Origin of the sequence: Priestia sp. AB, from assembly GCF_028369225.1 — a bacterium.
GTDB classification, from domain to species: Bacteria; Bacillota; Bacilli; order Bacillales; family Bacillaceae_H; genus Priestia; species Priestia megaterium.
The window spans coordinates 1-23090 of record NZ_JAQMYN010000028.1 but is presented as its reverse complement, the minus strand read 5'-3'; the positions used below and the strand labels follow the sequence as shown (position 1 = coordinate 23090).

Genomic DNA, 23090 nt, shown 5'->3' with positions numbered 1-23090 from the left:
ATGGACATAATGGTAATTTAGTTCAGGCTACCCGTTTCAATCAGTTCTTTCGTTAATCAAGATTCATATAAAATAATTCATCATCTGTGTTATTTAGTTGTTCATTTATCCATTTCCTTACATTATTCATTCTGGAATCAAAGACCATTTGAAAGAGACCGGTTAACTGAAAATCGGTAAAATGACTTCTCTTTAATTGGAGAAAAGCCTCGTGATAAGAAGAGAAATGAAGCTGTTTGAATAAGAAATCATCCATTGCCTCTCGAATATATTCTTCATTTTTCCAACAATTCATGGGAACATGAGCAAATTGCCAAGGCCTAAAGACGCTAGGATAAATAGCTTCAACTATTTGAAAAGGGGAATAGCCTAAAAGCGTAAAGGCGCCACCTAAACCATGTTGTCTAAAAAAATTAAAATTAACTTGAAAGGGTATTTCTTCCATAGGGATCTTCATTTTTTCCTCTATTACATATCTTACTGCCTCAATAGCTCTTCTCTTTCCTTCTTCTCCCTCCCAATATTTATCAGGAGTTTGTTGGAATTGCCAAGGTTTAAATTTTCCTGGATAGGCATTATCAATGACTTCATAATAATTCCATCCATATAGCATAGCAGGGGGTCTGAGACGATGAGACCACAATGTATTGGCGCCTACTTGAAAAGGAATTTCATCGATCGGAATTGATAAGTGTTGCTCAAGTAAATAGCATGTCATATAACGCATGTATTTTTTTCCTTCATTACCTGCAAAGAAATAATTAGGAAATCTTTTTCTTCTCTTGTCTAGAACATCTTGATAAATTTCAATGACTTGTTCTTTATTCACTATCGAAAGCCCCTTTTGAGAAAGTGATTTTTTATTATTATGTATAATAATGGAATTTGTATACAAGTGGAGCTAAATCTGTATAAGGTATATATTAAAAAGACAAAAAGCTATTAAAAAATGAACTACACCCCAATTGTTAGATAAGAACTAATAATTGGGGTTGGAGATTATCCTTTTTCTTAACGAGTTGTTCTTTGTCTTGTGTTCGAGGTGGTTGTTTAAGCCATTTATGATGGATCATAATATCCGCTCCATCTTTCGCATATCGACCGATCTCAATTGATCGCCTTTCATGATTGACAACGAGATCACTTCGTTAACTTGTAGCTGCTGCGGTTGCGTAGTTACCTGTTCCTGCTGCGCTTAAAAAATTCATTTGAAACATCACTAGTCGATCCGAGAAGATAGATGTCGTTAAGTCACTAATCGCAATATCATGGGGAACCGGTAGCCGAATATGATTTTCTAGAAGTGCTTTTCCAAATATCTGCGCATGTTTTTCCGAGATTTCAGTCTCCCTTAACATCCAATTTTGAATCTTTTTTCTTTGAGATGTTTGAGCAAAACTAAGAGCTAGCTTACTGCCACTGATATGGATTTGGATGTTCATATATAAATGCGATATTTCAATGGCATCCAAAGAAGGCTCTTTACTAAAAAATGAAAAGCCACTAAGATAGCTTTTGCTGTCTACAGTATTCGGTTGGGTGGGGTAAGAAATATAAGAGGCTCGAACAAATAACCCTTTCGAAAGAGCGATATCTGAACTTTCATCTGGTATCTATTTTACTGTCAGTTTTCAAGGGTGTGCACCTTGAGAAATATTTACATAAAAAAGAACCCTTTGCCTATATAGGTAAAGGTTTTTTAAAATTTATCTGAATAGGGGGAATAAGTTATTAGTCTGGCCAAATTTGTAGATTCATATACATATATTTTTAAAAATGAATGTTATGATTAAACATTATTTTAGAATATAACTTTATTTAAGTTCTGTTGTTATTCAGGTAAATGTTAAAGTGTTTTTTATATTATTTATGTTTTAATATTTATACTTAGCGACGACAAATTAAGTCTTTTTCTACAGAATGTGTAAAATTTAAGACTATTTTTAATGGAATATGTTAAATTTTACTTTTCTTAATAAGATTAAATTATTTTTATATCAAAATTATTATATATTTTAGATTTACATCATTTTTTATAAAACTATAAGATTTGTATATAACAATTAGAAAAACAATATATTTGCTGTTACTTTAAATAAATGATAAAAATTTAGCTTTAATAAAAAAGTTTGATCATTTACTTCTCATTAATAATAACGTTTATTACGTATTCTTAATAAACATTAAAGTGATTTGATCGTTTTGTTGTGAAAGAAACAAAAACTCGTTATACTGTATACAAATTAGGGAGGAGTTATTATGGATAAACGACAGCAGTTAATGAGTGAACTTATGGATTTGTGTAATGAAATAATTTGGCGTAATAAACCTGAAGTAGAATTGGCTTTAAAGGACTATACGTTGAGTGAAATAGAATTAATTGAAAATATCTCTCTAATCCCAAATGCAAATGTAACAAAACTTGCAGCTGCAAGCTACATGACTCGAGGTGCTATAAGCAAGCTTACCAAGAAGCTGATAGCTAAAAATATTATAGAGAGTTATCAAAGTGTCGCAAATAAAAAGGAAATATATTTTCGACTAACAACCCCTGGACAAAAAATAAATGATATCCATCAAAAATTACACCAATCTTTTCTTGAACGTGATAAGGAAGTATTTAAGCACATGACTGATGAAGAATTTGACACCATTTTTCGTTTCATTGGTCGATATAGACATCATCTGAAAAATATCACTGAGTAAGTGGTATTTTTTTATGTCGCTTTATTGTTGACGAGGAAACAATAAAGCGGTAAACTTATGTTTGTTTCTTGAGAAACAATAACTTCAAAGGAGAATTATCATGGATACTTCAATAAATAAACATGCCCTAACGTTTGGGCTTATCACTGTCTTCTTAACGGGTCTTGGATTGACTATAGTTAGCCCCGTTTTACCTTTTTTGGTAAAGACTTATACTAGTGGTCCCAGCGGTCAGGCTACTGCAGTAACATTACTTACGTCTATATACGCTCTTTCTGTCTTTTTGGCTGCCCCAGTTTTAGGTGCGTTAAGCGATAGGTATGGTCGTCGTCCAGTATTAATTATTAGTCTTATCGGCTCTGCCTTTGGTTATTTTATCTTTGGACTTGGAGGTGCACTGTGGATTCTCTTCCTTGGCCGTACCATTGAAGGTTTGACAGGTGGCGAAATTTCAGCGATTTTTGCTTACTTTGCAGATATTACCTCTTCAAATGAACGCACTAAGTACTTTGGTTGGATTAGTGCTGTTGTTGGGGTTGGCACTGCTCTTGGCCCTATCATTGGAGGTGAACTTGCGACTTTCGGAAACAGTGTTCCTATGTATGCTGGTACGGTTATCACATTGCTTAATGCCATATATGGCTATTTTTTTATGCCTGAGAGTCTTGAGAAGTCCAGACGCTCTTCCAGTATTTCTGTTAGAGAGCTTAATCCATTTATACAATTATCCAAGGTTTTTTCCTTTAAATCTGTTAAATGGCTGTTAATTGCTGGGTTCCTAGTTTGGATTCCTAACGGATCATTACAAGCTATCTTCTCTCAGTTTTCAATAGATACCTTTGCATGGCAGCCTATATTTATTGGTCTGACATTTTCTATAATAGGCGTACTTGATATCTTTTCACAAACAATCATTATGCCACGATTACTCAAATTTTTGACAGATAAAAAAATTGCTCTTTTAGGCATGATAAGTCAAATTATTGGTTTTATCCTTATTTCAATTTCAGCCCTTACAGCTTTTTATTTCGTCTTTATTGTTGGGATGATTTTCTTCGGCCTGGGTGATTCGGTCTTTGGGCCATCATTTAATGGTATGCTTTCAAAATCCCTTAGTGACAGTGAGCAAGGGCATATACTAGGGGGAGCTCAGAGCATTCAATCTCTAGCTCGGTTCATTGGACCAATTATTGGCGGTCAGTTGTATTCAGTAGTTAGCCACACTACTCCAGCCATCATGGGTGTGGTATTGATTGGTATCTCTACTCTCGTTTTATCAAAAAAGCATCGTTATATTTAATAAAAAACAACCATTAATTAAGAATAGAAGAACTGCCTCTTCACCGATGGGAGTTTTTTCTGTTTTATAACTGTATACCTTACAGGCATTTTGTTAACATAAACATTCTTTCCGGAACACACGCAAAAAGAGAACCCTTAGAAATGAACTGAACCCAAAAAGTTAGACAATTTATATTTAAGCAACGTAGTTAGCATGAGTACGGTATTCGACTGGACTCATGCCTTTCAATTTTCCCTTAATTCGAGTGTTATTGTAATAGTGTATCTATCCTTCTAGCTCTCTCTCAAAATGGTCCATATCTTTAAATTGTTGAAGATATAAAAGCTCTGGCTTCAGTTTGAAAAATAAATTGATAACAAGAAAATAAAGGTTTCTACAATGCCGAAATTTGCGTTGAATCAGGAGTTATATGAAAAACAAAAGTTAATTTTGTCAGCGAGCATTTCTCTGCATTTTAAAGTCTTTGATTAACTAGGTTTTTATTTATAAATGATTGTGATGAGAAAGCAACTTTCTATTTGTACGGGAGGTGCTTTTTCGTTTCTTATAAAAATATAAAAATGGAGGAACGAAAAAAAGCCCAATTTCTCTAGTTTAATACTTAGGAATTGGACCTTTTAATATTAGAATTCCCTTAATATTGTAAATCCGCATTTCCTGATGCTGCCCCTTTTAGATAGAGGAGAAACTACTCTTTTGTATCCCTTTCATATAAATATAAAATATAATCAGTCATAACACCGGGATGGCCCAATTGCCGTAGCATAGCTGTAATATTGCCACGATGATATGTTCCATGATTGACAACATGTTGTACTACATCAGATAAACGGGTTTCGAGTCGTCCAGCAAATGAAGTTTCCAGCACAAAGGCGGTTTCTATATCTTCTTGACGATTGAGAAATGCTTTGTACCGGTCAGATAAATCGAAAAACATCGTTTCTACTTCCTCGATCCTTTTCGTTTCAATCTGTTCTCTCAATTGATTAGCCGACGCAGATGCTTCATCAAACTTTTCACCAGAAATACAATTTAACCATATGTTGTCAGAAACATAAATGTGCGCCATCACCTTTGATATAGAAGAAAAAACGCTCTGAATTTCCTCTTCGTAAATGTCCTCAGAAAGTTCTTTTAATCGGTCGAAAATTTTTTGGTTTGCCCATACATGGTAATCGTACAATTTTAATGAGTGATGTGACATTTGAAACTCCCCCTATTTCCCAATTCATTATCGACATTACACAAGGTATCAGTAGTCAACTTAACTATACTTCTATAAAAATATCCTCCAGACCTTTTGTTTAAAGGAGTTTTTTGTTCACTTAATATGAATTATAAGAAGTAACAAACCTTTAAAATTCCTATTATTAAAGGTTTTTATATATTCATAATTCAAATGTTGTAAAAGAAAAGAATAACTCTTGCCTTGTTATATTCTTTAGGATAAAATACAATACTGAGATATTTTCTCACCATTTTTATTCTGATTTGAAAACCTACTGTACTCTTGTTTGCACAGTAGGTTTTCTATTATAGAAAAGCGTACAATTCAATCACAGTACAAATGATTGGAAAAGGAATGATTAAATACCGAATAATGGTAATTGCTATCTTTATGTAAAATCTAATAACTCTTCTTATAGCTGTAAATAGATAAAAACATATTGACATTTAATTTCAAACTAACTATGATGATATACATTACATACACTTTATTTAAATAAACAAAAGCTAAGATAGGATCTTAAGTAATCCTAATCTCCCTGTTATAGAGAGCTGATAATTGGTGGAAGTCAGTACAAAGATTAGAGATGAAATTCACTCCTAGAGCTTCCTCTTCTAATGGTATTTTAGAGAGGACGGATAAAACCGTTATGCTAATTAAGAGGTAAGATGTTTTTACAATATAGGGTGGTACCGCGAAATTTTCGTCCCTGCTGAATAATTCAGCAGGGACTTTTTTATGTTAAAAGGAGGGCATCATGAAAGAAAATACTGCATCAAAGAATACGTTAAAAAAGCAATTATTACCGCGACACATTCGAATGATTGCTATTGGAGGAATGATTGGAACAGGGATTTTTAAAGGGAGTGCTGATACAATTGGATTAGCAGGACCTTCGGTTATCTTTTCGTATCTATTTGCTGGACTATTGCTTCTCATTGTAATGGGAGCTTTGGCTGAAATGGCTATTGTATACCCATCGCACAATATGAAAGATCTAATTCAAAAAGCTTTTGGAAGACGTTTTTCTTTTATAACGGGAGCTACTTATTGCTTTATGTGGCTTACTGTGTGTGTTATTGAAGTCATCGCTGCAGGTAGTTTTCTGCAATATTGGTTTTCTTCTATCCCTTTATGGATTCTTTGTCTTATTTGTTCAATTGTACTTATTTTAATTAATGCTACAAGCGTAAAGTCTTTTGGAGAAATTGAGTTTTGGTTTGCTGGTATTAAAATCTTTGTTATTATTGCTTTTATTTTATTAGGTATAGCGATACTATTTGGAATTATGCCAAGCAATAATTCATCTTCTCATTATCTTCATAATTATAGTGATTTTATACCAAATGGCTGGAAAGCCGTTTTCTCTACATTACTTGTAGTCATTTTCTCGTATGGAGGATCAGAACTCATTGGTTTAACTATTACAGAAACGAAAGATGCTGAAAAGGTATTACCAGGGGTAGTTAAAGGCGTTATGTGGAGAGTAATTCTGTTTTATACTTTGCCTATTTTTATTATCTGTGGCTTGATACCATGGGATAAAATTGATGCAAATGCTAGCCCTTTTGTCCAGGTATTTGAAACAGCCGGGCTTCAAGGTGCTTCTCATGTTATGAACTTTATTTTATTAACAGCTGTCCTTTCAGCAGCCAATTCAGGTATTTATGGCTGTACAAGGATGCTTCATTCTTTATCTCAGTCGGGAGATGCTCCTAAAAGTTTGTCCTATGTAAATAAACAAGGCGTACCTGTTTACAGTTTAGCTTTCAGTGTCCTATTTTTATTATTGGGAACGTACCTCGTATACTTATATCCTGAAAAAGCTTTTTCTTATTTATTAGCTATTCCTGGATTTACAGTTTCTCTTATATGGATTAGTATTTGCTTAGCTCAGCTAAAGCTACGTCCTCAATATAAAGAAAAACCATATTTTAAACTTTGGGGCTTCCCTTATTTAACGCTCTTTGCCGCATGTACATTAATTATTAGCTTCATAGTCTTTCTCATAGACAGTGCGAATAGGTTAAGCTCTATAGTTTGTGTAGCATTCGTTCTTGTAATGGTAATTCTTTCATTTTTCAAAAGGAACACCAAACCTACTTCTCTTGAAGTACCGAATGATACCAATTAGATTTTACATTCTTCAAACACTTAAATCAAAAAAAGATACTTTATAAAGTATCTTTTTTTGATTTATAGAATCACTTGCTTCATTTGAGAACATTTTTAGTGATTTAACTCACGATTTGTTTTTGGGATTTTTGCTCTTCATTCCAAGCCTCTAAGGTTTCATGCAAGATACTCTTTGCATCTCCTTATAGCTGTTTTCGCTGTGAGTGTCGTTTATTCCTTTAGCGTAATATGCCATATTCGTTTTGAGCAATTTTTTCATTTTCTGCATAGCTTGTAGATTAAAATAAGCAACAGCGATTCCCGTTAAGTGCCCAAAATGGTGATGTACGATTGTGTTTGACATACCTTTGTTATCCACACTGTAAATTCGTTAATCATGTTAATTAACTCACGAATGTACTTGTTTTTGTGATGATCAAACTGTTTGTACGTTTCCTCTACTTTGCTAAAATCAATCCATTTCTTTAGTTTAATCATAGGCGGATTAGTGCTCAAAAAATATGCGAGTTCTTGCAGCTGATTACTGATCCTCAGCCATGTTTCTGCTTTGATTTCTGTCACTTGGGTAGGTTGATACTGTGGCACATACTTGCAAATAGTGGTGTAGAAATAAGCAAAAGCTTCATCAGCAAAATAGACCGATTCTTTATTCCAATACTTTGCATTGTACTCCCCTGGTTTCACTTCTATATAATAAGCATTTTCGACCTTGTCCACATTGGTTATCATTTCAAAAGGAGATTCCATAGTAACACCTCTTTTTTAGATAACGTTAGTATGTCCTTTTTTATTAGTGATTTACCTAAAAATTACTCCCAAGTTAATATCATGTACTTTTATTTTTTTTAACCATTTATAAAACATAGGTATGATTGCCTTTCCTTTGAATAGGTTAGTTGTACAAAACCATATAGCCGAAAGGAAGTAGCAATTATGCATATAGAAATGAATATCTTATTTACTTTAGGTTCTTTACTGGGTTTATTAGCAGGTGGAGGACTTCTCAAATTAGTAAACCATCTGGCAAGGGGAAGAATCCAATTTATGTATGCTATATGCGGTGGAATCTTATTGGGCTTATTGTTTTTTGATATCCTTCCGTCTACTTGGCATCTATATGATTTAAGAGGCGTTTTATTAGGGATTGTAGTCGGATATATCATCATGCTATGCATTGACCTCTTTTTGCATAAACAAAACAGCGAAATTTCACCCTTACAGGCACTTATCTTATTAACGGTTGCTATCTTTTTTCATAATGTCATCACAGGCATTACCTTTGGAATAACAGATATGCACCAATCAGCTTCTATATTCGCAGCCACCCTTTTACATCAGGTCCCAGAGGGGATGGCAATTATGACAGTCCTCTCTATAGCAAAAATACCTAACACCTTCTTTTTACTAATTATAGCCATTCTGTCGCTGTCTTTAGGAGGCAGTTTATTCATTGGTGAAAGTGTACAAGTTTCCTCACTTAAACTACAAGCTTTGTCGACTGGCGCAGCAATCGGTACACTGTCTTTTGTTATCTTTCATGAAATAATTGGAAATACCATCAAGCACTTCAGGAAATTGCATGTATGGCTATTAATTTCGCTAGGATTCTTAATTATTTATGTTTATCAATATTCTCTTTCATTATTTCATGGCCATTAGAATGATTAAATTTAAGTGTCAAAAAGACACCTACAATTGTATGCAGCTATACCTCACTCTGATCATTTATAAAAGAAGAACATTTCATAGAATGTTCTTCTTTTACATTACTTCCTAGAGTCATAATTATGGTAACTAGAAATAACTGCTTAGAATCCATATTTCATTCTCTTATATATAAGCATCTGTATGTTACCACTCTCTCCACTCTTCTGTGATATCCTCTTCAGTCTCTAAGCCAGCTGCATTTGCAGCTTTGATGATAAACTCGCAAAGTTCTTCTCTTTCTAACGTTTCAATGAAATAATCAAATTGTTCATTTAACTCATTTAATCCTATAACTATCTCTTGTACATATTCTAAGATATCTTGTTCTGACATTTTATCTACAGAACCTTCAAGTCTATTAATATAAGTATCAAGGATTTCATCAGTGGCTTTAATATTCTCTACAGTGAAAATCTCATCATCTTCCATTCTTTGTTGCCAAGCTGCTGTCGGTTTATTATTTTTTAGTTCTTCCATCATTGTATTATCACCTTAATCTTATTTGGATTTCCATTTAGCTATAAGCCTAATGCTAATCTGATTATATAACAAAATTAACCTAGAAGATTGTAGATAACCTTTTTATTTTTAGTTACTGTGAGACAGGTGATTATGGATATAAAAAATGTGCTAATTAGTGGATGAATCCTACTTTCCACTTAAATAAAAGGTCAATTTCTTCTCGATCATAATCCAAAATCCAATTATTATATTCTTCATAAAGAAAGCGTATAGATTCTTTACTTGAGGTTAAGACATCACATCCGCGATCATCATACAAATGAAAAATCTTTTTTTTAGAGAGATTAATAAAGTAAATATCATAACTACTTTGGGAATTACTCTTCAGAATAGTAGATGGATGAGCAAAATCTTCATAATTAATAGCCTTTAAAAGTTGCGCATATCTTAATTCTGTTTTCTTACAAGAAAGTACATAGCGATGAGTGGAAGATTGATCATCGTCTTCGTCTTCATCCTGAAATACACTCGGCAAACAGTGATGGTTTAATTGATATAGCCGCTGTTTATCTTTTATGTATTTTAAATAAACGTTTAAAGGTCTTTTTTGAAGGAAACGATCTTTGTTCCTAGTATGCACATCCGTAATAAAAAGAATCTCATCTCCCTCTTCAAATACTCTGTGAAATAATGTGATTGATCGATGAAAAGCTTGATTCAAACAATCTTTTTCGTGAGATGAAATTAATGGATCTGATATTTCAAAGCGAATGCTATATTTCCACGAATAAAACAGAGCTGGACTTAAAGTTAATCCTTCAAAGTATTTTTCTAAAAATGAAGGTAGAGTGTTAGTGCTCATGTATTTTTCTCCAAATTTTTTAGTTTTTATAGTTTATAAGTAACTTTTTTACTTAAACATTAAGTAATTGTTCGATTTTATATGTAGGATTAATAAAGCCCTTTATTTTTTTAAAAAAACTTAAAAGCCACCTCGAATTGTCAGGAAAGGTAGCTTACAAGAGAAACTTAATATGGAATTATAAAGTATAGTATATTTTTTCTATAAAAACTATTCTCTACCTCATAAATACATTCGTAAAACGCAAGCTTTTTATGCATTTTGGCAGTTAATCTTCCCTATCGAATCTTAATCTATTTTTGCATGTGTGTTGAAAAATCACATTATATGAACTCAGAATGAATATTTTATACAATCACAATAGCTTCGTAAGTGCTTGCCACTGATGAAACCTCATGGAATCAAGAGGCTCTAAATCTTATAGTGCTGCTTATTTCTTAAATCAGTCTATTTATTAAAATAAAAAGCACCTCAATTAATAGATGCCTAGTTTTTATTATTATTTTTCTTCTGTAATCATAAACTGTACCACGTTATTTAAATTGATGTGCACTAACTCTTTTTCATTCGAAATGAATCTTTCATATTTTGTTATATGACTAATGACTTCTTTCTTTGATGCGGCTTCGAATTTTAATTCCTTTGTCCTGCCATTTATAAATTCGAAAATAACTTTAAATTTAAGCATAGGTGTATCTCCTCATTATCTACTTATTATTCTTGTTTCATCAATTCTTCTTCAAAGAAAAAAATACTTGGATATTTAGTAACCGTATAAGAGTATGTTTTCATGTTTTTTACATAATGACTTTTTAAGATTGTTACTAATTCATTCGATACTCTTATAGTTACTGTTTTTCCATTACTAAATATTTTCACGTTATATCCTTCATTTTCTCTCCTATTAAAAATAATAAGGTTATCGTATCGTATTATTCTTATAATAGAGCTGAGAAAAGCTTACATCAATCTGTACAGATTTTCCTCATTCTGGTATATGAGCTCAAAAAGTATATAGTTATAAAATAGTAAAGGATTATTTTATATAGATTTTTTAATCACCTACTGTCACTTTTCTACCTCTCCTACGTTCTGTTCTTGCCTTTTTAATAGCGAACAGAGCCAAGGAACGTTCGCTATTAATGATGGGTGAGAAAAATGTGTCAGTCCTTAGTCATTCATATTACCTTTGGGCTAACGTTTACATACGCATCAATGCGCCATTAGGCTTTGGTAACTCCTCAGCTGTTATCAGATTCATTTTACAAAAATGTTCAAAAAATTGTTGTGCCAGCTCTCTTTCCTTTGGGTCACTTTTCAACTCAGCTATATCAAGTAAAATTTGAGCCATCCATAAATTATCAAAATAACGGTATTTACCTGTATTCCATGTCATTTTTTGGGATGTTCTTTCGTTTACATAATATCTCCAGAAAGGCATCTGATCCGATTCCTGTTCTGTAAGCTGGAGTCTGTATTTTGAATGAGCAGGAATATATCCATCTTCACAAAGCTTACCGATAAAATCTTCATTCACCATATAGACGCCTAAGATACGTCTGTCTTTTTCAGGCATACTGGAATCTATCGCTGTTAACAAGACAGCACTATTTTGGTGCAAACGGATGGGTTTGGTTGGCTTCCCCTTGTTATTACCGCTTTTTATTACACCTGAAAAAACCTTCCACTCTAAAAAAGAACTATTCTGTTCTTCTGTGTCACACCAAAAAACCATTTGTGATTCAGAATGAAGTTTATGATTTTTCATAAGTTTTTCAAGTCCCCAGCGAAGTTCTTGGTTTTTTCGTTGTAGTTTTTTTTCCTCTTCCTTCTTCCGTTCTTCCTCGATGTGTTCCATTTCCTTTTTTTCTATAATTTTTTCGAGTGAATGAGCAACACTTTTATCATGCAGTTTTAGATGCTTTCCAAATACATCGGGGAAAACAAATTTTTTATTTTCCGATGCGAAATGTATTTCAATACTAGAATCATTACATTTAACTATACTACCTATCCCAAAAAGCTTGTGTGTAACTTTCTTATTGATTAGATTCATTATTCTAGGCCTCCTTGTAGAATAAAAACTCGGTTACTATTAGATAGTAAATTAATAATTTTATTCAACTAACTTACCTTTAAAGCTCACACAACTGTTTGAGTTTTTTTCAGTTTTAAAAAGGGTGTTGAAAAAATGTATCCATAATTCTATCTGAAAAAAACACAGCGGAATTCGGAATACGATCGAAAAAACAATTGTAAAACTATTATAACATTTTTTGAAAATATTACAAATTTTCCATTGACAATATATTTTAATTTGAGGTAAAATGAAGTTTTGTTGTTTACAATAGCTCAAAATAAAAGTCTCTAACAAGTCATGAAACTTTTGGAAAGTCCCTATAAATAACCATTTGATTACTGGTGATAAGCGAAATGATTCCACCATTAAACTAACCCTCATTACGTTGGAGGCTTAGTTTAGGGATGTACTACTACAGTAAGTGGTACAATTAAAAAGCAAAAGAAGAAGATATGAACATTATTACCAAGTGTTTAGAAATTCTCATATAAAAAATTCCGTGCATTATCCCATGAAAATAAAATGGTAAGAAACACTAATTGATATAAATGATTATTACTCCTTTATAAGCTATAATGTAATATGAGGAGTAGTGATGTTAGTATGTATTATTACGGCAAAAGAAATCAAGAACCTTTAGCTCAAGAACAAACAGAGGTTTGGGAATGTACAGTAGAAGATTGTAAGGGCTGGATGAGAAAAGATTTCTCTTACGACAACCACCAAAAATGCCCTTTGTGTGGAAATCACATGGAAGCTGGAGAACGGCTTATTAATAAAATCCCCCTTAATCCCCATCGAAGATAATTTGTACCAATGCTATCGCATAGATTAAAAATTACTACTATATTATTTAATTGAAAATATAGTTAATTTATTTGCATTTGCTTTCTATTTCTAATGTATGTTATAACTAGTTATACCTTGTATCGATCGTCTTGTCTAAAACCCAGGCTTTTTTTAAAAGCCTGGGTTTTCTATTGAACTAATAGTAGATAAATCATGGTTTTTTAATTATAAGACCATAAAAAAAGGACTCCTTCATAAGGAGTCCTTTTTGTTATCACTTTTAATTATGCTTTGTGAACGTTAGCAGCTTGTGCTCCACGTTGACCTTGCTCGATATCAAAAGTAACTTTTTGACCTTCTTCTAATGATTTGAAACCTTCACCTTGAATAGCACTGAAATGAACGAATACATCGTCTCCGCCTTCGATTTCAATGAAACCGAAACCTTTGTCTGCATTAAACCATTTTACTGTACCTTGTGTCATAATGTTGCCTCCTGCTGTGGAATATTCCACAAATGTATTACCTTTCTTGCCCAATCATACTATTTCAAGATAAAAACTTCTATTTAAGGTTTTTTCTTCTCTCAATCTTATACCGAACAAAAATAAGTTAAACATAGTGTAACACATAGAGATATTGATAGCAAATAATTGCTTTTTTCCATTCTTCACTAAAAACAGTATTATGAGAAACGCTCAGAATTGCAACGAGTGGACAATCACCCGCGAAATAAAGAATATCTTCTTCTGATAGCTTCTCAGTACAACATTTCAACACTTATGCACCAGAATCCCTTTAACTATGTATAGTTAATTTATGGTTAAGTTTTCTAATAAGATAGTCTTAAAAAGTACACTTTTTGGGATTGTGAAAAAAACGACTTAAAAAACAGCTATCCCATTCGAAAAAGTATACTTTTTCGGACTCCTAATTTTTAACTTTATTCAAACACTAAAGGAATAAAGTTAAAAAATTTATTGGAATTAATAAAATTGCTTTAACGAAACTTAAACAAAAGGTTAATTAATACTTTTAATGAATTAATTTACTTTTAATTTATTTTTAACCATATTTTAATGATTCACTATAATCATTGGATTATAATGGAATCACCAAAGTGATTATCCTTCTTTCAACTTGCTTTCTATCTAAAGCAAGTCTTTTTATTTATAGGAATGAAAATGACTAGAATGATATAGGTTGCACCGTATCCATATATTTCATTCGTAATCAGATTAAAATATATTTCAAATATACAGAAAAACGCTCTCTGAGGGAATGAACTTTGGTTTTACATATAATAGAATAAATAGTTCGACGTAAATTTGAGCAATTTAGAAGCTCTTATTTTCTTCTTATTATTGATTTTGAAACACTTGTTTTGAAATTAGTTAACCTAATGTCACTCTCAATAACTACAAACGCCTTTCATCAAGAAGTGTTTATAACGTGCTATTTTTAATAAACTTCATTTCTATATACAAACCAAAAGTTAATAACATATATACTGATAAAGAATGGAAATAGGAGAGGATAATCTTGACTAAAAATCATCCATATTTAGATGAGAAAGTTATGACTATAAAAATCGTTACTGAAATGACAGGTTTATCAGAAAGACAAGTTCGTTATTATGAAGAGCGAGAGCTTATTTTTCCAAAACGAAGCTCTTCAGGTACCCGAATGTATTCCTTTTCCGACATTGAAAGGTTAATGGACATTGCAGAAAAAATTGAAGATGGTGTTAGAACACGGGAAATGCGTAAGGATTTATTTTAAAGTAGGTAAATTTGATTTGTTCTTTTAGTCTTTGTTCATGCTTACTCAATCTTTATATTCAATATTTACTGGGTTATTTTTATTCGGATTTTTTATAAATCTATATAAGATAAGACTTTTATGCACTCCATTATTATTTAGCCTAGAGAGAAACATTGATACATAAGGGACGTATAAAGATGTCTATATTTTATAAAAATGACTCTGTTAGAACCCTTATTCCCATAAAGGTTCTCTTTTTCATATGTTCCTGAAAGAGTGATTATGGTAACTAGCATATTAAGTAAGCCCCTTTGTGTTAAACTGTACACAGAAACATGTATGAGTCTGGAGGCAATATAATGAAATGTGCAATAGGGATAGTTCTTATTGCTCAAGCTTTATTAACGTATTTAACTATTAAGACAGCATATACTCCTTACACCGTTAGAATATTAGATAGAAACACTGGAGTTATGAAAGTTTCCTATAGTTTCCCTTTAACGTACTGGTTAATGTTTATAGGTTTGGGCATCATGTTTTTAGTGGGAACATATTTAGTTTTTGCTAAAGAAAAGAAGCAGATCTTTAATTAAAGGTCTGCTTTTTATTTTTTACCGATAAATGGTTTTATGTTAACTAATGATTAACAACAAGCATTAATTACAGGTAGCTTTTCATTTGGCCCATCGCTGTTCTTGTGAACCTCACTATCAGATTTCGTATAAAAGAATTCCCATTCGCTTCCGTCCGGATCTGTTACCCAAAACTTATCTTGCACAGCATAGCAGCAAGTTGTATCCATTTCTTCACGAGCAAAGAAGCCTTCTTTTTCTAATCGTGATTTATGAGAATGGATTTCTTCAGGAGTTTCTACTTGGAAGCCGAAATGATTCACTTGATTACCTTTTACTTTATCTCCTACGTTTAAAGTGAAATTTAATCCTGGCTCATCTACTAAGAATTTAGCGTAATCTACTTTCGTTTTCACAGGTTGAACGCCAAATATCTTTTGATAAAACTCCATGGACGCCTCTAGATTCGTTACATTAATTCCTACGTGAACATACTTCATTTACACTTCCTCCTTCGCATTATAAACAATATTATTTTAAATATATTAATTTAAGAGCAGGAGCCGCTTTTACTTGTATCTTTTCTAAACAAGCAGCAAAGCTCGTCAGATAACAGGTGATTTACCTCTTTATCATGTAAATCATAATAGCTCCATGTCCCTTTTGTTTCTTTTGTGATAAGGTTTGCTTCTAATAAAATTTTTAAATGATAAGAAAGTTTAGATTGAGACATTCCAAAGAATTCAGTTAGGTCACATACGCATGTCTGTCCTCGCTGGCAGAGCTCATACATAACTTCTAATCTCTTTTGATCAGCAAGTGCTTTAAATTTTTGTTCGTACTGTTTAAATGGGTGCTTTCCTTCCTTAACTGTTTCCATTGTCATTTTCCTCCATTAATTTTTTTGATTTAATGCTCGAAGCTTTCGGCAGCTTTTTTAAAGTTACTATATGTAGTTTCCCCTCTTAGCATAGGATCTTGATGAAAAAAACGCTGAAAGATTAGGTTTTGTGCTTCCTTCTGGTCCATCCCTTGGGTGTTCATAACTAAATGAAAATAGGCTCGAAAGTACGTAATAGATAAGTTTCCAGAGTTGTTGACTCTCACTGCTTTCATCCCCACTTTTATAAATCAATTTTTTTTGATGTATTCATCATATCTGGAAAATTTAGATAAATCAAGGAATAAATCAACTTTTTTTGATTAATGTTTAAAATGTATATTTTTGTTGAGTATATAATAAAATAATTATATAATTATATTTAAAAATAAGGAGGCGAGTCATAATGGATGTAAAAGCGCAGGTAGAAGTGGAAAAAGCAGTACAGATACTGAAGCTGCTTGGAGATAAGACAAGATTGTCAATGATGAAGCTGCTCCAATATAACGAGTGCTGTGTTTGTGAGCTAGTTGAAATTTATAAAGCAAGTCAACCGGCTATTAGCCAACACTTGCGTAAATTAAGAGATATCGAACTTGTAAGTGAAAGACGAAAAGGATATTGGATCTTCTATTCCTTAAATAAAGAAAACTGCTATTATCAATTTGTCCTTGATATACTCGATTCTTTACCAAGCGAAGATGAACGATTAAAAGAACTAGAAAAGCAAGGTTTACGTATTAATTGTTGCTAATAATAGGAGGTCTGTAAAGTGGTATCAGTTATAGTAGCCTCCCTCATCTTCTTAGTGACATTGATTTTTGTCATTTGGCAGCCAAAGAACTTGTCTATTGGTTGGTCAGCATGTGGAGGCGCAGCATTAGCTCTTTTAGTAGGTGTGGTTGATTTCCATGACGTGCTGGATGTAACTCAAATTGTATGGAATGCAACATTAACGTTTATTGCAGTTATTATTATTTCCTTAATTTTAGATGAAATTGGATTTTTCAAGTGGGCAGCTTTACATATGGCGCGTACTGCAGGAGGCAATGGCGTTCGCATGTTCGTTTATGTATCCCTCCTTGGAGCTGTAGTAGCAGCATTATTCGCAAACGATGGAGCAGCCTTAATTCTAACACCTATTGTACTTGCCATGGTACGAGCACTTAAATTTGAAGATAAAATGGTCTTTCCTTTTATTATCGCCAGTGGATTCATTGCAGATACAACATCGTTACCTCTTGTGGTAAGTAACTTGGTCAACATTGTATCAGCTGATTTCTTTGGTATTCGCTTTTCTGAATTTGCATCACGTATGATTGTGCCAGATCTGTTCTCACTTTTGGCAAGTATTGTTGTCTTATATTTGTACTTTCGTAAAAGCATCCCTAAGAAATACAATCTAGATGATTTACAGAAACCGGTTGAAGCCATTAAAGATAAGAAAATGTTCCGTTTATCAGGAATCGTTTTATTCATTTTAGTTCTTGGTTACTTTATTGGTGAGTTTTTCGATATTCCTGTTTCTATTATCGCAGGTATTATTGCGATTTTATTCTTAGGAATAGCAAGAAAGAGTCCCGCTGTTCACACTAAAAAAGTGTTAGCGGGAGCTCCGTGGGCGATTGTTTTCTTTTCGGTTGGTATGTATGTTGTTGTCTATGGATTACGTAATGTAGGGCTAACTAAAGTATTAGCAAGCCTCATTCAAGCAACGGCTGACCATGGATTATTTGCTGCAACCATTGGCATGGGATTCATTGCAGCCATACTTTCATCGATTATGAACAACATGCCAACCGTGATGATTGATGCTTTGGCCATTGATGCAACTTCTGCAACAGGTACAATTAAAGAAGCCTTGATTTATGCAAATGTCATTGGTTCGGACTTAGGACCAAAAATTACACCTATTGGCTCTCTAGCGACTCTCTTATGGCTCCACGTTCTTTCGACAAAAGGAGTTAAGATTTCTTGGGGAACCTATTTTAAAACAGGTATTATCTTAACCATCCCAACATTGTTTATTACGCTTGTTGGTTTATATATTTGGTTATCAATTATTTCTTAACACATCATAAAGGAGATTTTACACATGTCTAAAAAAACACTTTATTTCTTATGTACAGGTAACTCTTGCCGTAGCCAAATGGCTGAAGGATGGGCAAAAAAATATCTAAATAATGATGAATGGGATGTACGCAGTGCAGGGTTAGAAGCTCATGGATTAAATCCCAATGCTGTAAAAGCAATGAAAGAAGCTGGTGTTGATATCTCAAACCAAACATCTGATGTCATTGACCCTGAAATTTTAAATAATGCGGATTTGGTCGTTACATTATGTGGCCATGCAGCAGGTCACTGCCCAGTAACGCCTCCCCATGTGAAACGTGAACATTGGGGATTTGATGATCCTGCAACAGCTGAAGGAACAGATGAAGAGAAATGGGCGTTCTTCCAGCGTGTACGTGATGAAATCGCTGAACGTATTCAGCGTTTTGCTGAAACAGGTAAATAATTAATCAAGAAGCAGTCTATTTGTGTAGACTGCTTTATTTCTTCCTGAAATCTGTTTTATAGTAACTAGGAATGTAAGAAATACTTTAGTAGTCTAACCAGATTTGTAGATTCATATACATACAAATTTAAAAATGCAGATTGTAATCGATTCTACTTATATAACAGTAAAAGCATACACTTACTTTTTATAAATATAAGATATTCTTTTAGCTAGTTTGTAGAAAAACTTTCGCCTTTACAATTAGATGCGTTTATTGTATGATTACACAACAGGAACATTTGTTCGATACTAAGGGTTTAGAGATGAATAAAGAAACACCAAAACAAACTAAGACAATTAAACATAAAATTTTCTCGCACGGAGCAAAAACATTTGAGCCAACTCTTATTCTTTATCGAAATACCTTGGCGTTTATTGTAAACGTAATAACAATCGGAGGTTTCAAATTATGAATGATAAAAAAGCAGCACTAGATATGGCTCTAAAACAAATTGAAAAACAATTCGGTACAGGATCCATTATTAAAATGGGAGAAGGCACACATACAAAAGTTGAGGCATCTAGCTCAGGCTCATTAGCTTTAGATATAGCTCTTGGAATTAATGGCTATCCCAAAGGAAGAATTATGGAAGTTTACGGGCCCGAAAGTTCAGGTAAAACAACCGTTTCCTTACACGCAATTGCAGAAGTACAAAAAAATGGAGGTCGCGCTGCCTTTATTGATGCTGAACACGCACTGGATCCAGTTTATGCAAGAAAACTAGGTGTAGATATTGATGAGTTACTGTTATCTCAACCAGATACTGGTGAACAGGCACTTGAAATTGCTGAAGCATTAGTTAGAAGTGGTGCTGTAGACATTATTGTTGTTGACTCAGTAGCAGCATTAGTTCCACAAAAAGAAATTGAAGGAGAAATGGGAGATTCTCACGTAGGTCTACAAGCTCGTTTAATGTCTCAAGCTCTTCGTAAACTATCTGGAGCAATCAATAAGTCTAAAACCATTGCCATCTTCATCAACCAAATCAGGGAGAAAGTAGGCGTTATGTTTGGAAATCCGGAAACAACGCCAGGTGGAAGAGCACTAAAATTCTATTCTTCCGTTCGTCTTGAGGTTCGCCGTGCTGAACAACTTAAACTAGGAAATGACATAGTTGGTAATAAAACAAGAATTAAAGTAGTCAAAAATAAAATGGCACCTCCTTTCCGCATTGCTGAAGTAGATATTATGTATGGAGAAGGTATCTCAAAAGAAGGAGAAATCTTAGATATCGGTTCTGAAGTAGATATTGTTCAAAAGTCTGGATCTTGGTTTTCATATAATGAGGAGCGTTTAGGACAAGGACGAGAAAACGCTAAGATTTTCTTAAAAGAAAACCCAGAAATTAGAGAAGAAATTAGAAAAAGAATTATTGATTTCAAATATAGTGATAATGTTAATAATGATAGTGGTATTGATAACGATAGAGAAAACGAAAACTAATAACAGCATAAAACACCTTTACCAAGGCTTGCACTGCACCCCAATTGTTAGATAAATAACTCTAATGATTGGGGTGTTTTTATGTCAAGGCTATTGATTTGCAACTAAACAAGCGCTATTCATATAGAGAAACAACATAAATCTTCTTGCAACCCATTCGTATATTTACAATAAACGCACCTTTCTTTTTGTTTCAATGAAATAAAAAGTATAATCGGCAGATAGTGAAGTGAATAATCTTCCGGCCTCTAATAGAATCCCAGCGAGCAACTAAATAAAGAATATCTTCTAAAAAGAAATTCTTATTAAAAAAGCCTAGGTGATATGGTAGTAGAACTTTCTATTTCTTCCCCCTTCCATATCCATCGATTCGCTTTATCTCTACTTTTATTTAGGTACACATTATGATTAAGTTGATTATATTTATTTGAGTAATGAAGATTAGCCAGAAGCAAATTAGATTTTACTGAAACCATAACATTATTGTTGATATTGTTATGATTTGCATGATATTGCATCAGTAATTGGCCACCATCCATGTTCATCGTATCATTTCCATATAAAATATTATGTTCAATAAGAGTATTTATCGTCCCTCCACGTTTTTTATCATAGCCTCCAATTGAAATTCCTGTAAAACGATTCTTATAAATCATATTCCGTATAACTTGAACATTGCTAGTTTGTTTACCATAGTGTTCACTTGCGATTTCTATTCCTAGATCGTTATGACTTGAAACGTTATGCTCAATAATAACATCTTTTCCTCCGTCTACGTAGATTCCCCCGGCGGAGTATTCATGTTTGTAAGCAGGATTTGAATAACTGCTGACGTTGTAAATATGGTTTTCACTAATAAGTCCTTCACGGGCTCGGTCATATTTCTCAATAGGAGCTACTTTTTCAAAGCCAATTACGTCAATCCCAATATTATCAACGTTTCGAATTGTATTGGCATTGACGATAAAATCTTTAACATTTCCATTTAGAGTTAGTGCTTCACTAAAACCTAAGGTTAGGTTTTCAAGTAGGTTTTCCGATATCTCAATGTTTTGTAATGAACGCGGCGCTTTAGATCCGTAAAAAGCTATTCCATGAGCGTTTCCATTTTTATGTGCAGTTTTAATATCGAAAATATGATTATTAATAATTCGAAGGTTCTTTCCACTTCCCTCTACTAAAATACCACATGGTGTATTTTGTTCCTTAGAAGTAGACGAATGACCTATATTCAAACCTTGAATTGTTATGTAGCTCTTATTTTTTATGCTAACTAGCCCTCCATCTGTAGAACGGCTTTTTATTTTTTCTCCACTAATAAGAGGCTTTTCGCTTTTATAGTTCCTGAAGATAATAGGCTTTTGTTTAGTACCTGAATGGCTAATAATTAATTGTTCATAGTAGATACCGCCTCTGATGTAAACGGTAGTTCCGGGCTGAGCTACTTCACTTGCCTTTCTTAATGTTCTAAAAGGTTTGCTTTTAGTACCCAGGTTTTTGTCATCCCCTGTAGGAGAAACATAAATTTCATGATGTATTATAGGAACTGCTGAAGGTTGATTAGCTGCCTCAGCCCTTTGGTTTATACAGCATAGTAAAATAAAAAGAATACCAACTGCTTTTTTCATAGGATCCTCCTTAAAGTTAATGAATTTCACTTGCGAGATTTTTAAATTATACTATGGTTCTTTTAATAAGGATGTAAAACATCGCACCATGTCTTGTTATTTTTTAAAACTACAGCAACTTTTACATTTAAAACGGAAAGTGCTAAAGTAATGCTAGAATGTGGAGGTTTGAAAAATGAATAAGGAACTTAAGTTACGTCCTTTGGAAAGAGAAGATTTAAAATTTGTCCATGAACTCAATAATGATGCAAACATTATGTCTTATTGGTTTGAAGAGCCTTATGAAGCTTTTGTAGAGCTACAGGACTTATATGATAAACATATTCACGATCAAGGTGAGCGTCGTTTCATCCTTGAAAAGGACGGGGATATGCTTGGACTAGTGGAATTAGTCGAAATTGATTATATTCATCGTAGAGCAGAGTTTCAAATTATCATCGACCCTACGTATCAAGGTCATGGCTACGCAATGGTTGCCACAAACCTAGCAATGAATTATGCCTTTTCGGTATTGAATATGCATAAACTTTACTTAATTGTAGACAAGGAAAATGAAAAAGCAATTCATATCTATAAGAAGGTTGGTTTTTCTATTGAAGGTGAGTTAAAAGATGAATTTTTTGTTGATGGAAGCTATCATAATGCTATAAGAATGTGTATGTTTCAAAAAGAATATTTACAAACCAAAAATAAAAACTAAGGTTGAACTAGTATAAGAGTCCTGGTCACCAAAAAAAGAAGAAAGAATGAGATGGGACTTCTATTATAGGAGTAAAAAATCCTGAAGGAGAAATGTGCAAACCATTTAAATATGATAACATTGTAAATTGTAAATTATAGAAACCATAAGGATGGTATTATGAGTACATTTAATCCAACAGGATTGCTATTATTCTTAATAATTATTGGTTTAATAGGATTCCTAGCTTTTAAAGTTGTTAAAAGGTTAAAAAAGAAATAAGTAACAAG

Annotated in this window: 24 protein-coding genes, 2 pseudogenes and 1 other annotated feature; of the genes and pseudogenes, 13 read left to right on the top strand and 13 right to left on the bottom strand. The window is 33.0% G+C overall.

The window, feature by feature from the left end; genetic code table 11:
* Positions 1-52: 52 nt before the first annotated feature.
* Complete coding sequence (locus tag POF52_RS29875) at positions 53-829, bottom strand: hypothetical protein (protein WP_171777412.1); 777 nt, start codon at positions 827-829, stop codon at positions 53-55.
* 139 nt (positions 830-968) lie between these two features.
* Positions 969-1553, bottom strand: a pseudogene (locus POF52_RS29870) (DUF3231 family protein).
* 706 nt (positions 1554-2259) lie between these two features.
* Here POF52_RS29870 and POF52_RS29865 point away from each other — a divergent pair.
* Together POF52_RS29865 and POF52_RS29860 are read left to right on the top strand one after the other, a co-directional pair.
* The gene (locus tag POF52_RS29865) at positions 2260-2706 is read left to right on the top strand and encodes a MarR family transcriptional regulator (protein WP_271997716.1); all 447 of its coding nucleotides are present in this window, start codon (positions 2260-2262) and stop codon (positions 2704-2706) included.
* Positions 2707-2806: 100 nt separating this feature from the next.
* A complete protein-coding gene (locus POF52_RS29860; RefSeq protein ID WP_271997714.1) occupies positions 2807-4006 on the top strand; it encodes an MFS transporter in 1200 nt (399 codons plus the stop codon).
* 177 nt (positions 4007-4183) lie between these two features.
* Here the strand turns inward: POF52_RS29860 and POF52_RS31200 are convergent, their stop codons facing one another.
* Together POF52_RS31200 and POF52_RS29850 are read right to left on the bottom strand one after the other, a co-directional pair.
* Positions 4184-4273 carry an IS3 family transposase gene (locus POF52_RS31200; protein WP_416435467.1) on the bottom strand — a complete coding sequence of 30 codons (90 nt, stop codon included), beginning with the start codon at positions 4271-4273 and terminating at the stop codon, positions 4184-4186.
* Between the two features lie 424 nt (positions 4274-4697).
* Positions 4698-5213: a DinB family protein gene (locus POF52_RS29850; protein WP_176583654.1), complete on the bottom strand. Its 516-nt coding sequence runs from the start codon at positions 5211-5213 to the stop codon at positions 4698-4700.
* Positions 5214-5736: 523 nt separating this feature from the next.
* Positions 5737-5951 (top strand) — a binding site (T-box leader).
* A gap of 43 nt (positions 5952-5994) precedes the next feature.
* Here POF52_RS29850 and POF52_RS29845 point away from each other — a divergent pair.
* Positions 5995-7371: an amino acid permease gene (locus POF52_RS29845; RefSeq protein ID WP_271997712.1), complete on the top strand. Its 1377-nt coding sequence runs from the start codon at positions 5995-5997 to the stop codon at positions 7369-7371.
* A gap of 305 nt (positions 7372-7676) precedes the next feature.
* On the opposite strand, the gene POF52_RS29840 is transcribed toward POF52_RS29845, so the two are convergent.
* Positions 7677-8120 carry a hypothetical protein gene (locus POF52_RS29840; protein WP_013056506.1) on the bottom strand — a complete coding sequence of 148 codons (444 nt, stop codon included), beginning with the start codon at positions 8118-8120 and terminating at the stop codon, positions 7677-7679.
* A gap of 186 nt (positions 8121-8306) precedes the next feature.
* On the opposite strand from POF52_RS29840, the gene POF52_RS29835 reads away from it, so the two are divergent.
* The gene (locus tag POF52_RS29835; protein WP_271997709.1) at positions 8307-9032 is read left to right on the top strand and encodes a hypothetical protein; all 726 of its coding nucleotides are present in this window, start codon (positions 8307-8309) and stop codon (positions 9030-9032) included.
* Positions 9033-9224: 192 nt separating this feature from the next.
* Here POF52_RS29835 and POF52_RS29830 read toward each other — a convergent pair whose 3' ends face one another.
* The 4 genes from POF52_RS29830 to POF52_RS29815 all read right to left on the bottom strand — a co-directional run bounded on the left by POF52_RS29830 (position 9225) and on the right by POF52_RS29815 (position 12460).
* Positions 9225-9560 carry a hypothetical protein gene (locus POF52_RS29830; protein ID WP_013082643.1) on the bottom strand — a complete coding sequence of 112 codons (336 nt, stop codon included), beginning with the start codon at positions 9558-9560 and terminating at the stop codon, positions 9225-9227.
* A 154-nt stretch (positions 9561-9714) separates the two neighbouring features.
* Positions 9715-10404 carry a DUF3885 domain-containing protein gene (locus tag POF52_RS29825; RefSeq protein WP_271997706.1) on the bottom strand — a complete coding sequence of 230 codons (690 nt, stop codon included), beginning with the start codon at positions 10402-10404 and terminating at the stop codon, positions 9715-9717.
* Between the two features lie 499 nt (positions 10405-10903).
* Positions 10904-11092: a hypothetical protein gene (locus tag POF52_RS29820; RefSeq protein WP_013082641.1), complete on the bottom strand. Its 189-nt coding sequence runs from the start codon at positions 11090-11092 to the stop codon at positions 10904-10906.
* 513 nt (positions 11093-11605) lie between these two features.
* Positions 11606-12460 carry a malate synthase gene (locus POF52_RS29815; protein ID WP_271997702.1) on the bottom strand — a complete coding sequence of 285 codons (855 nt, stop codon included), beginning with the start codon at positions 12458-12460 and terminating at the stop codon, positions 11606-11608.
* A gap of 627 nt (positions 12461-13087) precedes the next feature.
* Between POF52_RS29815 and POF52_RS29810 the strand changes: the two genes are divergently transcribed.
* Positions 13088-13291 (top strand): cold-shock protein, encoded by a 204-nt coding sequence (locus POF52_RS29810; protein ID WP_016763693.1) that lies wholly within the window; start codon positions 13088-13090, stop codon positions 13289-13291.
* A gap of 266 nt (positions 13292-13557) precedes the next feature.
* On the opposite strand, the gene POF52_RS29805 is transcribed toward POF52_RS29810, so the two are convergent.
* Positions 13558-13758, bottom strand: coding sequence for a cold-shock protein (locus POF52_RS29805; protein WP_013056497.1), 201 nt, complete (start codon positions 13756-13758; stop codon positions 13558-13560).
* 1093 nt (positions 13759-14851) lie between these two features.
* Here POF52_RS29805 and POF52_RS29800 point away from each other — a divergent pair.
* Together POF52_RS29800 and POF52_RS29795 are read left to right on the top strand one after the other, a co-directional pair.
* A pseudogene (locus POF52_RS29800) lies at positions 14852-15049 on the top strand (MerR family transcriptional regulator); the annotation flags it as partial.
* Positions 15050-15396: 347 nt separating this feature from the next.
* Positions 15397-15630: a hypothetical protein gene (locus POF52_RS29795; protein ID WP_128820965.1), complete on the top strand. Its 234-nt coding sequence runs from the start codon at positions 15397-15399 to the stop codon at positions 15628-15630.
* Positions 15631-15680: 50 nt separating this feature from the next.
* Here the strand turns inward: POF52_RS29795 and POF52_RS29790 are convergent, their stop codons facing one another.
* Complete coding sequence (locus POF52_RS29790; protein WP_271997688.1) at positions 15681-16109, bottom strand: ArsI/CadI family heavy metal resistance metalloenzyme; 429 nt, start codon at positions 16107-16109, stop codon at positions 15681-15683.
* 50 nt (positions 16110-16159) lie between these two features.
* Positions 16160-16489, bottom strand: coding sequence for an ArsR/SmtB family transcription factor (locus tag POF52_RS29785; protein WP_271997686.1), 330 nt, complete (start codon positions 16487-16489; stop codon positions 16160-16162).
* Between the two features lie 406 nt (positions 16490-16895).
* Between POF52_RS29785 and POF52_RS29780 the strand changes: the two genes are divergently transcribed.
* The 5 genes from POF52_RS29780 to recA all read left to right on the top strand — a co-directional run bounded on the left by POF52_RS29780 (position 16896) and on the right by recA (position 20493).
* A complete protein-coding gene (locus POF52_RS29780) occupies positions 16896-17243 on the top strand; it encodes an ArsR/SmtB family transcription factor (RefSeq protein ID WP_271997683.1) in 348 nt (115 codons plus the stop codon).
* 18 nt (positions 17244-17261) lie between these two features.
* Entirely contained in the window at positions 17262-18560 is a 1299-nt protein-coding gene (locus tag POF52_RS29775; protein WP_271997681.1) for an arsenic transporter, read from the top strand.
* A gap of 24 nt (positions 18561-18584) precedes the next feature.
* The gene (gene arsC, locus POF52_RS29770; RefSeq protein WP_271997679.1) at positions 18585-19007 is read left to right on the top strand and encodes an arsenate reductase (thioredoxin); all 423 of its coding nucleotides are present in this window, start codon (positions 18585-18587) and stop codon (positions 19005-19007) included.
* Between the two features lie 260 nt (positions 19008-19267).
* Positions 19268-19462, top strand: coding sequence for a hypothetical protein (locus POF52_RS29765; protein ID WP_016766416.1), 195 nt, complete (start codon positions 19268-19270; stop codon positions 19460-19462).
* A complete protein-coding gene (recA, locus tag POF52_RS29760) occupies positions 19459-20493 on the top strand; it encodes a recombinase RecA (protein ID WP_016766415.1) in 1035 nt (344 codons plus the stop codon). The genes POF52_RS29765 and recA overlap by 4 nt, the downstream gene beginning before the upstream one ends.
* A gap of 305 nt (positions 20494-20798) precedes the next feature.
* Here the strand turns inward: recA and POF52_RS29755 are convergent, their stop codons facing one another.
* Entirely contained in the window at positions 20799-22121 is a 1323-nt protein-coding gene (locus POF52_RS29755; protein WP_271997675.1) for a hypothetical protein, read from the bottom strand.
* 175 nt (positions 22122-22296) lie between these two features.
* Here POF52_RS29755 and speG point away from each other — a divergent pair, with 175 nt between their 5' ends.
* Positions 22297-22821: a spermidine N1-acetyltransferase gene (gene speG / locus POF52_RS29750; protein WP_013056444.1), complete on the top strand. Its 525-nt coding sequence runs from the start codon at positions 22297-22299 to the stop codon at positions 22819-22821.
* Positions 22822-23090 lie beyond the last annotated feature (269 nt).

Coding starts and splice junctions, on each gene's coding strand:
- POF52_RS29860 (WP_271997714.1), top strand. CDS start 2,807: ATGGATACTTCAATAAATAAACATGCCCTAACGTTTGGGCTTATCACT.
- POF52_RS29845 (WP_271997712.1), top strand. CDS start 5,995: ATGAAAGAAAATACTGCATCAAAGAATACGTTAAAAAAGCAATTATTA.
- POF52_RS29780 (WP_271997683.1), top strand. CDS start 16,896: ATGGATGTAAAAGCGCAGGTAGAAGTGGAAAAAGCAGTACAGATACTG.
- POF52_RS29825 (WP_271997706.1), bottom strand. CDS start 10,404: ATGAGCACTAACACTCTACCTTCATTTTTAGAAAAATACTTTGAAGGA.
- POF52_RS29820 (WP_013082641.1), bottom strand. CDS start 11,092: ATGCTTAAATTTAAAGTTATTTTCGAATTTATAAATGGCAGGACAAAG.
- POF52_RS29840 (WP_013056506.1), bottom strand. CDS start 8,120: ATGGAATCTCCTTTTGAAATGATAACCAATGTGGACAAGGTCGAAAAT.
- POF52_RS29785 (WP_271997686.1), bottom strand. CDS start 16,489: ATGGAAACAGTTAAGGAAGGAAAGCACCCATTTAAACAGTACGAACAA.
- POF52_RS29830 (WP_013082643.1), bottom strand. CDS start 9,560: ATGATGGAAGAACTAAAAAATAATAAACCGACAGCAGCTTGGCAACAA.
- POF52_RS29810 (WP_016763693.1), top strand. CDS start 13,088: ATGTATTATTACGGCAAAAGAAATCAAGAACCTTTAGCTCAAGAACAA.
- POF52_RS29850 (WP_176583654.1), bottom strand. CDS start 5,213: ATGTCACATCACTCATTAAAATTGTACGATTACCATGTATGGGCAAAC.
- POF52_RS29805 (WP_013056497.1), bottom strand. CDS start 13,758: ATGACACAAGGTACAGTAAAATGGTTTAATGCAGACAAAGGTTTCGGT.
- POF52_RS29815 (WP_271997702.1), bottom strand. CDS start 12,460: ATGAATCTAATCAATAAGAAAGTTACACACAAGCTTTTTGGGATAGGT.
- POF52_RS29865 (WP_271997716.1), top strand. CDS start 2,260: ATGGATAAACGACAGCAGTTAATGAGTGAACTTATGGATTTGTGTAAT.
- POF52_RS29790 (WP_271997688.1), bottom strand. CDS start 16,109: ATGAAGTATGTTCACGTAGGAATTAATGTAACGAATCTAGAGGCGTCC.
- POF52_RS29765 (WP_016766416.1), top strand. CDS start 19,268: ATGATTACACAACAGGAACATTTGTTCGATACTAAGGGTTTAGAGATG.
- POF52_RS29755 (WP_271997675.1), bottom strand. CDS start 22,121: ATGAAAAAAGCAGTTGGTATTCTTTTTATTTTACTATGCTGTATAAAC.
- recA (WP_016766415.1), top strand. CDS start 19,459: ATGAATGATAAAAAAGCAGCACTAGATATGGCTCTAAAACAAATTGAA.
- POF52_RS29835 (WP_271997709.1), top strand. CDS start 8,307: ATGCATATAGAAATGAATATCTTATTTACTTTAGGTTCTTTACTGGGT.
- arsC (WP_271997679.1), top strand. CDS start 18,585: ATGTCTAAAAAAACACTTTATTTCTTATGTACAGGTAACTCTTGCCGT.
- POF52_RS29795 (WP_128820965.1), top strand. CDS start 15,397: ATGAAATGTGCAATAGGGATAGTTCTTATTGCTCAAGCTTTATTAACG.
- speG (WP_013056444.1), top strand. CDS start 22,297: ATGAATAAGGAACTTAAGTTACGTCCTTTGGAAAGAGAAGATTTAAAA.